Below are 12,842 nucleotides of genomic sequence, written 5' to 3'. Positions count from 1 at the left end.
GGTTTCGTACGGGAGTCTTGCGGCGATAGGTGTGCCGCAGAACGACGAAGGGCGAACCCGGAGAACCGGATCCGCCCTTCGTGTGGGTGCTTCAGGTCAGCTGAGGCGCTCGATGATCATCGCCATTCCCTGGCCGCCGCCGACACACATGGTCTCCAGGCCGAACTGGCCGTCGTACGTGTTCAGGTTGTTCAGCAGGGTCGTCGTGATACGGGCGCCGGTCATGCCGAACGGGTGGCCGAGCGCGATCGCGCCGCCCGACACGTTCAGCTTGTCGTGGTCGATACCCAACTCTGCGGCCGAACCGAGAACCTGGACGGCGAACGCCTCGTTGAGTTCGGTCAGGTCGATGTCGTTGATCGACATGCCTGCCACGCGCAGTACCTTGCGGACCGCCTCGATCGGGCCGAGGCCCATGATCTCCGGACTCAGACCGGTGGCCGCAGTCGCCACGATGCGGGCGAGCGGCTTGAGGCCGAGTTCCTTGGCCTTGGTGTCGCTCATGACGACGAGAGCGGCGGCGCCGTCGTTCAACGGGCACGCATTGCCGGCGGTGATCGTGCCGTCCGGACGGAACACCGGCTTCAGCTGGGAGATCTTCTCGTAGGTTGTGCCTGCGCGGGGGCCGTCGTCGGCGGTCACCTGGGTGCCGTCGGCCAAGGTGATCGGGTCGATCTCGCGGGCGAAGAAGCCGTCGTTGATCGCCTTCTCGGTGCGGTTCTGCGACAGGACGCCCCAGCGGTCCTGGTCTTCACGCGAGATGCCGGTGTAGCTGGCGACGTTCTCGGCGGTCTGGCCCATCGCGATGTAGACGTCGGGGATGAGGCCGTCCTCGCGGGGATCGTGCCATGCGCCCGCGCCGCCCTCGGCAGTCTTGGCGGTACGTGCCTCGGCATCGGCGAAGACCGGGTTCTTCGAGTCCGGTGCGCCGTCGGCCGCACCCGACACGGCGAAGCTCGAGACACTCTCGACACCGCCCGAGATGAAGACGTCGCCCTCGCCGGCCTTGATGGCGTGGAACGCCATGCGCGTGGTCTGCAACGACGACGAGCAGTAGCGGTTCACTGACACACCGGGGATGTGGTCGTAGCCGAGCTGGACGGCGACGCTGCGGGCGATGTTGTAACCGCCCTGACCACCGGGCTGGCCGATGCCGAGGTGAAGATCTTCGATGAGCGACGGGTCGAGCTCGGGCACCTTCGCCAGTGCCGTAGCCACCATCTGGCGAGCCAACTCGTCCGGTCGTACGTCCTTCAACGATCCCTTGCCTGCGCGGCCGATCGGGGAACGGGCTGTTGCAACAATCACTGCTTCTGTCATGCGCGCCACGGTACCCCTGTTACAAGAACTCGTCGTGCGTTCAGTCCGCACGGAGCCGGCGTTCGGTCCGCTCGGCGGGCCGGTCAGGTGAGAACGCCGCGAAGGTGCGAACATGGACGGTATGCGCATTGCGAATCACGTCGTCGACCTGGTCGGAAACACTCCGCTCGTGAAGCTCAACTCGGTTGTGAAGCCGGGCGCGGGCCTCGTCGCAGCGAAGATCGAGTACCTCAACCCCGGCGGCAGCTCCAAAGACCGCATCGCCACCCGCATGATCGACGCGGCCGAGGCCTCTGGCGAACTGAAGCCCGGCGGCACCATCGTCGAGCCGACCTCCGGCAACACCGGTGTCGGTCTGGCGCTCGTCGCCCAGCAGCGCGGCTACAAGTGTGTGTTCGTGTGCCCCGACAAGGTGGCCGAAGACAAGCGGAACGTGTTGCGCGCGTACGGTGCCGACGTCGTCGTGTGTCCTACCGCTGTCCCACCGGAGCACCCCGACAGCTACTACTCGGTCTCCGACCGGTTGACGCGTGAGACGCCCGGCGGCTGGAAGCCCAACCAGTACGCGAATCCGAACGGGCCGCTGTCGCACTACGAGACCACCGGCCCCGAGATCTGGAACGACACCGACGGTAAGGTGACGCACTTCGTCGCGGGCGTCGGCACCGGCGGCACCATCACCGGGACCGGCCGGTACCTCAAAGAGGTCTCGGACGGCGCAGTGAAGGTCGTCGGCGTCGACCCGGAGGGCTCCGTCTACTCGGGCGGCTCCGGCCGCCCGTACCTCGTCGAAGGTGTCGGCGAAGACTTCTGGCCGGACGCCTACGACCCGACTATCCCTGACGAGATCATCGCCGTGAGCGACTCCGACTCGTTCGAGATGACCCGTCGCCTGGCCCGCGAAGAGGGACTCCTCGTCGGCGGCTCGTGCGGCATGGCGGTCGTGGCCGCTCTCGAAGTGGCCGAACGTGAAGGCCCCGACGCGCTCGTCGTCGTCCTGCTGCCCGACGGCGGACGCGGCTACATGTCGAAGATCTTCAACGATGACTGGATGAGCAGCTACGGCTTCTTGCGCACGCCGCTCGACGGTCGGGAGATACCGGAGTCGACGGTCGGCGACCTCCTGCGCGACAAGGCCGGTTCGCTGCCCGACCTGGTCCACACGCACCCGCAGGAGACGTTGCGCGACGCCATCGAGATCCTCCGCGAGTACGGGGTGTCGCAGATGCCCGTCGTCGGAGCCGAGCCGCCGATCATGGCGGGCGAGATCAGCGGCGCCGTCAACGAACGCGACCTGCTGTCGGCCGTATTCGAAGGCCGCGCGAGCCTCGCCGATCCGGTGTCGGAGCACATGGGTGAGGCGTTCCCGTTGATCGGCGCAGGCGAACCCGTCGCCGCGGCGATGCAAGCGCTCGGCGAGTCCGGTGCGTTGATGGTCGTCGAAGAGGGCAAGCCCGTCGGCGTCATTACTCGCCACGACCTCCTCGCATTCGCGAGCACCAATCCGATCCCGGCACACAAGGAAGGCTGACGACATGGGTGATCACGGTTTCTCCACGAAGGCGATCCACGCGGGCTGGGATCCGGACCCGCGGACCGGCGCGGTTAACGTACCGATCGTCGCGAGCTCGACGTTCGCGCAGGACGGTGTCGGCGGTATGCGCGACGGTTTCGAATACGCGCGGACCGGCAATCCGACCCGTCGTGCGCTCGAAGCCAATATGGCGGCGATCGAGGGCGGTACGTACGGGCGCGGATTCTCCTCCGGCATGGCGGCCACCGACGCGATGCTGCGCGCCGCGCTGCGCCCCGGCGACCACATCGTGATCCCGAACGACGCGTACGGCGGGACGTTCCGCCTCATCGACAAAGTGTTCACCCAATGGGGGATCACCTACTCGGTCGCGCCCGTCATCGACCCCGACGCCGTCGCCGCAGCGATGACGCCGCAGACCAAGCTCGTGTGGATCGAGACGCCGACCAACCCGCTCCTCAACGTCGGCGACATCGCCAAACTCGCCGACGTCGCCCACGCGGGCGGCGCGCGACTCGTGGTCGACAACACCTTCGCCACCCCGTACCTGCAGCAGCCACTGGCACTCGGTGCGGATGTCGTCCTGCACTCGACCACCAAGTACCTCGGCGGTCACTCGGATGTGGTCGGCGGTGCCATCGTCACGAACGACGAGCAGACCGACGCCGACATCGCGTTCCTGCAGAACGGATCCGGCGGCGTGCCGGGGCCGTTCGACGCGTACCTCACGATGCGCGGCATCAAGACCTTGTCCGTCCGGATGGACCGGCACTGCGACAATGCGGAGAACCTCGTCGACTTCCTGGTGTCTCACAAGGCGATCGACGCTGTTCTCTACCCGGGACTCGACGGGCACCCCGGCCATGCAACAGCCGCTACGCAGATGCGTCGTTTCGGCGGCATGATCTCCGTCCGACTCGCTGGCGGACGCCAGGCCGCGCTCGACTTCTGCGCGAAGACCAAGGTCTTCACGCTCGCCGAATCGCTCGGCGGCATCGAATCGCTCATCGAGCACCCGGGCGCCATGACGCACGCGTCCACCGCGGGCTCTCTCCTGGAGGTCCCCGACGACCTCGTCCGCCTCTCGGTCGGCATCGAAGACATCGACGACATCCTCGCGGACGTAGACCAAGCCCTGGGCTGAGCCTCGCTTTTCGAATCGGGCACTTTTCATCGGCGCAGCGCCGATGTAAAGTGCCCGATTCGTCAGCCGACGTTCTGCCGCAGCTCGATCGCGCCGCCCACCTCGTCGGGGGCGAACTCAAGTCGCTTCCAGGTGAAGATCAGTGGCAGCCACCCGATGTTGACCAGCATGTTCGTGATCTCCTGATCGCGTTCCCACTGGGCGTGCGCGTGGTGGAACGCCCATCCGTGCAGTTGCACCGCGATCCGTTCCTCGGGCCAGACGAAATCGATACGCCTGCCGCCGACGTAGCGCTGCTGCAACCAGCCGCCGATTCGATGCTTACGCAAGAAGCGGACGAACTTGCGCTCCAGCTCGGACTCGGACATGTCCTCGGCCGAGGCCAGCAGCTTCTTGGCCTTCGCCATTCCGCGTGCGCCCGTGTTGCGGTCGGCGGCTGCGCGCAGTTCTTTGAGGGTCACTCGTCTGCGGAGCAGCGCGGCATCCATCATGTCGATGCCGTCCCGGAGTTCGGCAGCGCCGAGTAGCACCGTCAGCGGGCGGGCGGTGGTGACGATGCCCCGCACCCTGGTGGTGTCCTCGGACGGAAAGGTGCGACGGCAGACCTGGGTGTCCACTGTGCACGCCGCCCCGTGTCCGGTCCGGGGAACCGACAGCGTGATCGGGGTCGGCAGGTCGTCGGTGAGGCCGTGTAACCAGACCGCCGACGACCGGTCGATCACTCCGCCGTGCGCAAGCGCTGCGATCCGGATCATTGCGATGTCGGACATGCGGTGCTCCGCCGACATGAACGTCGACTTCGCGTGCGGAATCCACAGTCCGGCAGTGGTCCTCCCGTAGATCGCGTCGTTCGACATCCCCAGCGTCTTCGCCTGATCGGTCGAGATGACGCCGTCGTGGTCGGCCAAGAACTCGGCCACCCTCACCGCTTTTGCCCGTCGTTCCCCCATACTCGGTCAGACGCAGCGATGCTCCACCTGGTTCCACAGCGGCGATTCGGGTGTGTCGAACCGGCACGCACCCCGCCCCGAACACTTCGGCACTTTTCATCGGCCCTGCGCCGATTAAAAGTGCCCGATTCCTCAGAACGTCGCGAAGTGTTTAATCGTGTCCGTCCGGACGGTGCCGAATGCGGCGCTGGCGATGCGGCCGGAGAACGCGGGCGGCAGGCCGACGCCTGCCAGTTCCATCGCGAACTTCCACACGAGGCGGCTGCCGTGGTCGGCGGGGGAGACCTCCGTGTACTCGCCGAACTTGCGCAGGCCGGGGATGTTGGCGCGGACACCGCGGAAACCGTTGCGGTACGTCGACGTCGCCGGGTCTTCGTCCCAGATGAAGAACTCCTCGTCCATCTTGATGAACCCCGGGGCCAGGACCACCGAGCGTGTGGTGCCGACGTGGTGCGGCGGCGCAGACGTGAAGGTGACCGACGCTAGCGCACGACACCAGTCGAGTGTGTTCTGTCGGGTGAACTCCGCCCAGGCAGCCTCGGGCGAGACGGGCACCGTCACGTCGATCTCGTAGCGCATGGTCGCCGCGTCGTAGAACGGCTCGTCGAAGGATTCCAGTTCGTAGGCCATGCCGCAGTGTATCGACGGAGGCCCTCGGACATCGAGTGGAACCGAATCGGGGTCTGATGCGTCTAACTGAGTAGAGGAACTTCACTGGCGTGGGGGATCGGTCGGGGCAGGGCCGCAGACATCGGGGGATGTGCGGCTCTGCCCCGGCACGAAGGCTTGGCGACCCGAGAGATCGTCCGAATCATGTTCTGCTACACCACGATTCACAACATGTTGTGCGGACAATGCGTTGTGAATCAAGCAGTGTTGAACGGGTGGACGAGACGCGGTGGGGTGCCCTGGAGTGGGGCACGTACGCGTACTCGTTCGGCCATCGCCTCGTCGTGATCCGCAAGGCGCGCGGCTATTCACAAGAAGTGCTCGCCGAACGTTCCGGGCTTCATCGCAACCAGATCTCGAACCTCGAACGCGGCACGAGCAATCGCGAACCGCACGTCGCGGATCCGCTGCTCTCGACGGTGTATCGGTTGGCAGGCGCACTGGGAGTCCCGCCCGCCTATCTGTTGCCCGACCTCCGGTCGCAGGTGGCGCCGGTATCGTTCGAGCAGTCCTCATCCGCGGAACTGTCCGCTGTGGAACAGGCGCTGCGCGATCTACTTGAGCATCAGGCCCACTGATCCTGCAGATGTGCGAAGCGGCACCGGACCCGTCGGGTCCGGTGCCGCTCAAGACTTCCCGATCAGGAGTGGTACGGCTCCGCGCTCACGAGCGTCACCTTGATCGTCGCGCCGCTCGGCACGGTGTACTCGCGGCTGTCGCCGACCTTGGCGTCGATGATCGCGGCCCCGAGCGGTGAGCTCGGCGAGTAGATCTCCAGATCGCTGGACGCGCCTTCTTCGCGCGTCGCGATGAGGAAGGTCTCCTTGTCGGACTCGTCGCCGTCGTAGTACACGGTGACGACGGATCCGGGCAGTGCGACACCCGACTCGGCGGGGGCCTCGCCGACCTTCGCGTTGTTCAACAGGTCCTGCAGCTGGCGGATACGCGCCTCCTGCTGTCCCTGCTCCTCGCGGGCCGCGTGGTAGCCGCCGTTCTCCTTGAGATCGCCCTCTTCGCGACGCTCATTGATCTCGGCGGCAATGACTGGTCGGTTCGCGATAAGCGAATCCAGCTCACCCTTCAGGCGCTCGTACGACTCCGGCGTCAACCAGGTCACCCGAGTATCAGTCATTGTGGTCTCCTTTGCTGTCCGCGAATGGACTGCTCTAAATGCAGCAACACGACCCCTCGCGAGGTCGTGCACAGTGCAGTCTATCAGTTCGTGTGTTTTATGGCACATGCGTCGCGCCGGCGTCCCCCGCTTCGAGGCCCTCCCGGTACGACGGCTCGGCTCGTTTCAAGTAGGCCACGATAGCGTACGTCGCCGGCATGACGACAATCTCGACGAGTGTCTTCCACACGAAACCGATCACCACGTAGTTGATGAAGTCCGACCACGTCGAGATGCCGATCGCAGTTGCGGCGATCGAGCAGAACACCAAGGTGTCGAAGAACTCGCCGACGACGGTCGACGTGATCAGGCGGACCCACAGGTGACGTTCTCCCGCGCGCTCCTTCATCTTGACCAGCACATACGAGTTCAAAAGCTCGCCGACCACGTATCCGGCGAGGCCGGCGGCCACGATCTGCGGAACTGCCCCGAGGACGGTCTCGAACGACGACTGACCGTCGTAGAAGTCGGCGGCCGGAAGCTCGATCGCGAGCCAGAAGCACAACGACGCCAACAGGATGACGACGAAACCGGCGCCGACCGTGCGCCGCATCGCGCGGAACCCGTAGACCTCGCTGATCACGTCGCCGATCACGTAGCTGAGCGGAAACAAGAAGAACGCGCCGTCGGTCACCAGGCCGTTCACGTGGAGAGGCCCGAGGTCGAATTGCAGCCAGTCGAACAGGACGACTGCTTTGGTGGCGGCGATGTTGCTGATCAGCATGACCCCGACGAAGACGGCGGTCAGGACCGGGAAGTACGGACTCGACACCCGTGCGAAGACGGCGCGGTTGATCGTCGTCGTCATGCTGCGGGCTCCAGGTACGGCGGGATGTTGGTGGTGCAGCCGAACACCTCGCCGATCACGGCGGGCTCGGAGGTGAGGACCTCGGTCTTCGCGCCGACTTGGGTCTCGCCGCCGGCGGGGACCATGACCTCGCGGCGTCCCACTTCTGATCCGTCGTCGGCGCGGGCCCGTACGACACATGAGACGGCGTCGTCGGGATTGCTGCGGTTGACCGTGTACTGGACCGACACTGTGTCGGACGAGACGATCTCGAACGCGGTCGCGTCGCCGGAGACGTCGGGGTCGGCGAACTGCTTGTAACCGAGAACGGCGATGCCCAGGCCGAGGAGGACGACGACGACCGATGCGACGTAAAACCAACGTCGGCGGCTCGACGGTGTCCGTTCGGTCGGGTATGTGGCGCGGGGACCGCTGTGCGGAGCGCGGTCGTTGCCGCCCCCGTCTGAACTGCTCACGTGTCAATACCTACCATGAGTAGTAACAGCGAGCGAAGGTGAGGAAGCGTGAGCGAACACGCGAACGGTCTGCGTCTCATGGCCGTGCACGCACATCCCGACGACGAATCGAGCAAGGGCGCAGCGACCTTGGCGAAATACGTCGCTGAGGGTCACGACGTGATGGTGGTGACGCTCACCGGTGGGGAACGCGGCGACGTGCTGAACCCGGCCATGGACCGACCCGGAATCTTGGACAACCTGACCCAGGTTCGCCGCGACGAGATGGCCGAGGCCGCCGCAGCGCTCGGCGTCGAGCACCACTGGCTCGGGTACATGGACTCCGGTCTGCCCGAAGGGGATCCGAAGCCGCCGCTGCCCGACGACTGCTTCGCGTTGGTTCCGCTCGAGGAGTCCACCGGTCGGCTCGTCGAGGTGATCCGGTCGTTCAAACCGCATGTGATCGTCACCTACGACGAGAACGGCGGCTACCCGCACCCCGACCACATCCGGTGTCACGAGGTGTCGGTCGCCGCATACGACGCCGCCGGAGACCCGGACCAGTATCCGGACGCGGGCGAGCCGTGGACGCCGCTGAAGCTGTACTACACGCACGGCTTCATCCGGGCCCGGATCCTGCGGTTCTCCGAAGCGTTCGAGAAGGAGGGCGGGGACAACCCGTTCGCGGAGTGGCTCAGCAAGTGGAAGACCGACCAGGGCGACCTCATGGCGCGGGTCACCACGCAGGTCACATGCGGCGACTACTTCGCGCAGCGCGACGACGCGCTCCGCGCCCATGCCACCCAGGTGGATCCGAACGGCTTCTTCTTCGCGGTGCCGCTGTCGTGGCAGCAGGAGCTGTGGCCGACCGAGGAGTTCGAGCTCGCGCAGACTCGAGTGAAGACGTCGATCCCCGAGGATGATCTCTTCTCCGGAATCGAGCAGCCATGACGATCGCCGCATGGGCCACGAACGCTGTGGTCTTGGCCGCCGACCAGGAGCCGAAGGGCCCCGAGTTCGGCAAGGCGTCGCCGCTCGGTCTGCTCATCATCATCGTGTTGCTGATCGCGGTCTTCTTGTTGATCCGGTCCATGAATCGTCAGCTCAAGAAGCTGCCGGAGAGCTTCGATACCGAGCATCCCGAGGCCGACCAGGCGTTCGACGAGGGCACCGAGACGTCGGCGGCCGACGACGCGGCCGCTCGTCCTGACTCCGAGCCCGGCGCCGACCCCGAAGTCCGGGACGGCGCGAGTGACGACGGGACTTCGCCGTCGTAGAACTCGTGTGACCGGTGCGCGCGGGTGCGGACGTGGCACGCTGGAGGCCATGGCGAATCGTCTTCAGCAGAGCAATTCTCCGTACCTGCGCCAGCACGCGGACAATCCCGTCGACTGGCAGGAGTGGGGCGACGAGGCGTTCGCGCAGGCGCGCGAGCGCGATGTGCCGATCCTCTTGTCCGTCGGATACGCCGCCTGCCACTGGTGTCATGTGATGGCGCACGAGACATTCGAGGACCCTGACCTCGCCGCCCAGATGAACGCAAGTTTCGTATGCGTGAAAGTCGACCGCGAGGAACGCCCGGACATCGATTCGATCTATATGGCGGCGACCGTCGCGATGACCGGGCAGGGCGGCTGGCCGATGACCTGCTTCCTGACCCCGGGCGGCGACCCGTTCTACTGCGGAACCTACTTTCCGCCGCGCTCGCGTAACGGTCAGGCCGGTTTCGCCGAGCTCCTCGACGCCGTCCACGGGACCTGGACCACGCGCCGCGACGAGGTCGAGGTGGCCGGCTCCAAGATCACCGAGCATCTGCGAGCCACCGCGCAGACGCTCCCGGAGGGGCCGCGACTGGACATCCAACTCCTCGCGGACGCGACCGCTTCGATTCTTGCCGATGAGGATCGGGCGCACGCGGGTTTCGGACGGGCGCCCAAGTTCCCGCCGTCTGCGCTGCTCGAAGGGCTGCTCCGGTCAACCGAGTACACCGGCGAGGACACCGCGCTCGACGCGGCGACCCGCACCCTGCACGCGATGGCGCGCGGTGGGATCTACGACCAGCTCGCGGGTGGATTCGCGCGCTACGCAGTCGACGAACAGTGGGTCATCCCGCACTTCGAGAAGATGCTCTACGACAACGCCCTCCTATTGCGCGCCTACGCCCACCACGCACGACGCACCGGCGACGCTCTCTCCCTTCGGGTAACCGCCGAGACCGTCGCCTTCCTCGACGAGTATCTGTGGACGGGGAGCGGCTATGCGTCGTCGTTGGACGCCGACACCGAAGGCGTCGAAGGACTGACCTACGTGTGGCGTCCCGACGAGTTCGCCGAGATCCTCGGCGACGATGCGGCGTGGGCGGCCGAACTGTTCACCGTCACCGACACCGGGACGTTCGAGCAGGGCTCATCGACGCTCCGATTGCCGTGCGACCCCGACGACGCAGAACGCTACGAATCGGTGCGCGCCCGACTGTCGACGGCGCGCGCGCAGCGCCCGCAACCCGACCGCGACGACAAGGTCGTGACCGGGTGGAACGCGTTCGCGATCACCGCGCTCGCCGAAGCCGGAGCGAGCCTCGACCGCCCCGAATGGATCGGCCGGGCCCGCGAGATCGCGAACGGTCTCTGCGACGTCCACCTCGTCGACGGGGATCTGCACCGGTCGTCGCTCGACGGCGTCGTCGGCACCCCGCTCGGCGCGCTGGAGGACTACGCGGCATTCACGACAGCTCTCTTCACTCTGCATTCGGTGACCGGCGAAGAGCGTTGGCGCACAGTGGGTCTGGAGATTCTCGACCGTGCGATCACGGTGTTCGCCGACCCCGACGAGACGGGCGCGTGGTTCGACGCCCACCCGGGAGGACTGCTCCTGCGCCCCCGTGACCCGGTGGACGGCGCGACCCCGGCCGGAGCGTCGCTCATCGCCGAAGCGCTCGTCGCATCGGCCGCGGTGGCCGACGTCGACGCACAGCAACGGTATGCCGACCTCGCCGACGCCACTCTCGCTCGCGCCGGGATCATCCTCGCGAAAGCCCCTCGGTCGGCTGGGCACTGGCTCGCTGTGGCCCAGGCCTACGTCGCCGGACCCGTCCAGGTCGCGGTAGCGCAGGCCCCCGACTGCGACGGCGCGATGGCGGCGCAACTACGGAGACGAGCGCCAGGCGGTGTCCTGGTGATCGCGGGCGAGCAGGACTCGGGGCCGCTGTTGCAAGAGCGCGGTCCGGTCCCGACCGGTGGCCGGCTCCGTGACGCCGCATATGTGTGCCGTGGGCGCGTCTGCGACCTTCCGGTCACGACGGCCGACGCCGCACGGCTGTAAAGGGTTCGTTCTCCTCCGTGGCGGCCGCGTTCGACACGTCGCCGAGCCGGTGCTACCGTCGACGACGTGTCGACGACCTCGTATTGGCGTTTCTTTATCCAGGCTCCGGGTGAGCCTGCGATGAAGCGGTAATACGCGCGTCGAAGATCCCGGAGCCTGAAGCAGTGACCGATTCGGTCGCTGCTTCTGTCGTTTCCGGGATGAGCTGCGCCAGCAGGAGCGTTCTCGGAGGCGGCACCCGGACACCATCGCCCCCGCGACAACGCACTGAAAGGCCAGAGAACGTGACCACCACGACCTCACCAGCATCGAGTACTGCCACCTCCGACCGACGGGTGACGGCGTTCTCGCCGATCCCGTCACCGGAGGCGCTGCGCACCGAACTTCCGCTGACCGATCGTCGCGCCGAGATCGTCGCCCGGGACCGTGACGAGATCGCCGCGATCCTCGCCGGTCGCGACGATCGACTGATCGTCGTCGTCGGACCGTGCTCGGTGCACGACCCCGAAGCCGCCCTCGACTACGCGCGTCGTCTCGCGCCGCTGGCCGTCGAGTACGCGGACTCGCTGAAGATCGTGATGCGCGTGTACTTCGAGAAGCCGCGGACCACGGTCGGGTGGAAGGGCCTCATCAACGATCCGGGCATGGACGAGACATACGACGTGGAGCGCGGACTGCGCACCGCTCGCCGACTCCTGCTTGACGTGATCGACCTCGGCCTGCCCGTTGGCTGCGAGTTCCTGGAGCCGACGAGCCCCCAGTACATCGCCGACACCGTCGCGTGGGGCGCGATCGGTGCGCGGACCACCGAGTCGCAGGTGCACCGTCAGCTGGCGTCGGGACTGTCGATGCCGATCGGATTCAAGAACGGGACCGACGGCAACGTGAAGGTCGCGATCGACGGCGCGCAGGCGGCCGCTGCCCCGCACGTGTTCTTCGGCATCGACGATCAGGGACGCGGCTCCGTGGTCCAGACGTCGGGCAACGAGGACTGCCACATCATTCTGCGTGGCGGCACGCCCGGACCGAACTACGATGCGGCGTCGGTGCTCTCGGCCGCCGATGCGCTGACGAAGGCAGGTCAGTCGCCGAAGGTGATGGTCGACTGCTCGCACGCCAACTCGGGCAAGGACCACGAGCGGCAGGCCGTCGTCGCCGTCGAGGTCGCGCAGGCGTTCGCCGCCCGCCGTGCCGCAGGCGAGCCCGTCGTCCTGTCCGGCGTCATGCTGGAGAGCTTCATCGAGCCGGGCAACCAGGCCGTCCCCGACGACGCCGCGGGCCGCGCCGCCCTCGTCTACGGCAAATCTGTCACCGACAAGTGCATGGGGTGGGACGCCAGCGTCGACGTCCTCGCTGCCTTGGCTGGAGCGTCCACGCCACCTTACGAGCAGTAGACCCCTACCCGTCTCGTTGGTGTCACCAGGTGACACCAGCGAGAGGGTCTCGACTCCGCTCGACCAGCGTGAGGGTCTCGACTCCGCTCGACCAGCG

At 66.6% G+C, this 12,842-nt stretch carries 13 protein-coding genes; 7 read left to right on the top strand and 6 right to left on the bottom strand.

Annotation, left to right across the window (positions count from 1 at the left end; translation table 11 throughout):
- Positions 1-96: 96 nt before the first annotated feature.
- A complete protein-coding gene (locus ACTIMF_RS04015) occupies positions 97-1,320 on the bottom strand; it encodes an acetyl-CoA C-acetyltransferase (RefSeq protein ID WP_442348987.1) in 1,224 nt (407 codons plus the stop codon).
- Positions 1,321-1,441: 121 nt separating this feature from the next.
- Between ACTIMF_RS04015 and ACTIMF_RS04010 the strand changes: the two genes are divergently transcribed.
- Both ACTIMF_RS04010 and ACTIMF_RS04005 read left to right on the top strand, forming a co-directional pair.
- On the top strand, positions 1,442-2,851 hold the full coding sequence (locus ACTIMF_RS04010) for a cystathionine beta-synthase (RefSeq protein WP_442348986.1): 1,410 nt from the start codon (positions 1,442-1,444) through the stop codon (positions 2,849-2,851).
- A gap of 4 nt (positions 2,852-2,855) precedes the next feature.
- Positions 2,856-3,998 carry a cystathionine gamma-synthase gene (locus tag ACTIMF_RS04005; protein ID WP_442348985.1) on the top strand — a complete coding sequence of 381 codons (1,143 nt, stop codon included), beginning with the start codon at positions 2,856-2,858 and terminating at the stop codon, positions 3,996-3,998.
- 62 nt (positions 3,999-4,060) lie between these two features.
- On the opposite strand, the gene ACTIMF_RS04000 is transcribed toward ACTIMF_RS04005, so the two are convergent.
- Both ACTIMF_RS04000 and ACTIMF_RS03995 read right to left on the bottom strand, forming a co-directional pair.
- Positions 4,061-4,918, bottom strand: coding sequence for a DUF559 domain-containing protein (locus ACTIMF_RS04000; protein WP_442348984.1), 858 nt, complete (start codon positions 4,916-4,918; stop codon positions 4,061-4,063).
- A gap of 162 nt (positions 4,919-5,080) precedes the next feature.
- The gene (locus tag ACTIMF_RS03995) at positions 5,081-5,578 is read right to left on the bottom strand and encodes an SRPBCC family protein (RefSeq protein WP_442348983.1); all 498 of its coding nucleotides are present in this window, start codon (positions 5,576-5,578) and stop codon (positions 5,081-5,083) included.
- Positions 5,579-5,832: 254 nt separating this feature from the next.
- Here ACTIMF_RS03995 and ACTIMF_RS03990 point away from each other — a divergent pair, with 254 nt between their 5' ends.
- The gene (locus ACTIMF_RS03990; protein ID WP_442348982.1) at positions 5,833-6,195 is read left to right on the top strand and encodes a helix-turn-helix domain-containing protein; all 363 of its coding nucleotides are present in this window, start codon (positions 5,833-5,835) and stop codon (positions 6,193-6,195) included.
- Positions 6,196-6,257: 62 nt separating this feature from the next.
- On the opposite strand, the gene greA is transcribed toward ACTIMF_RS03990, so the two are convergent.
- From greA to ACTIMF_RS03975, 3 genes are all read right to left on the bottom strand, one after another.
- On the bottom strand, positions 6,258-6,749 hold the full coding sequence (greA, locus tag ACTIMF_RS03985) for a transcription elongation factor GreA (RefSeq protein ID WP_442348981.1): 492 nt from the start codon (positions 6,747-6,749) through the stop codon (positions 6,258-6,260).
- A gap of 97 nt (positions 6,750-6,846) precedes the next feature.
- A complete protein-coding gene (locus ACTIMF_RS03980) occupies positions 6,847-7,596 on the bottom strand; it encodes a queuosine precursor transporter (protein WP_442348980.1) in 750 nt (249 codons plus the stop codon).
- Positions 7,593-8,051 (bottom strand): DUF4307 domain-containing protein, encoded by a 459-nt coding sequence (locus ACTIMF_RS03975; protein WP_442348979.1) that lies wholly within the window; start codon positions 8,049-8,051, stop codon positions 7,593-7,595. The genes ACTIMF_RS03980 and ACTIMF_RS03975 overlap by 4 nt, the downstream gene beginning before the upstream one ends.
- Positions 8,052-8,129: 78 nt before the next feature.
- Here ACTIMF_RS03975 and mca point away from each other — a divergent pair, with 78 nt between their 5' ends.
- From mca to ACTIMF_RS03955, 4 genes are all read left to right on the top strand, one after another.
- Positions 8,130-8,981 (top strand): mycothiol conjugate amidase Mca, encoded by an 852-nt coding sequence (mca, locus tag ACTIMF_RS03970; protein ID WP_442349080.1) that lies wholly within the window; start codon positions 8,130-8,132, stop codon positions 8,979-8,981.
- Complete coding sequence (locus ACTIMF_RS03965) at positions 8,978-9,307, top strand: hypothetical protein (RefSeq protein WP_442348978.1); 330 nt, start codon at positions 8,978-8,980, stop codon at positions 9,305-9,307. Before mca ends, ACTIMF_RS03965 begins: the two co-directional genes overlap by 4 nt.
- Positions 9,308-9,356: 49 nt before the next feature.
- Positions 9,357-11,351 carry a thioredoxin domain-containing protein gene (locus ACTIMF_RS03960; RefSeq protein WP_442348977.1) on the top strand — a complete coding sequence of 665 codons (1,995 nt, stop codon included), beginning with the start codon at positions 9,357-9,359 and terminating at the stop codon, positions 11,349-11,351.
- 284 nt (positions 11,352-11,635) lie between these two features.
- Positions 11,636-12,745 (top strand): 3-deoxy-7-phosphoheptulonate synthase, encoded by a 1,110-nt coding sequence (locus ACTIMF_RS03955; RefSeq protein WP_442348976.1) that lies wholly within the window; start codon positions 11,636-11,638, stop codon positions 12,743-12,745.
- Positions 12,746-12,842: the final 97 nt, after the last annotated feature.

Origin of the sequence: Gordonia sp. (in: high G+C Gram-positive bacteria) (assembly GCF_052106715.1) — a bacterium.
Lineage (GTDB): Bacteria > Actinomycetota > Actinomycetes > Mycobacteriales > Mycobacteriaceae > Gordonia.
This window is presented reverse-complemented; position numbering and strand designations above follow the sequence as displayed.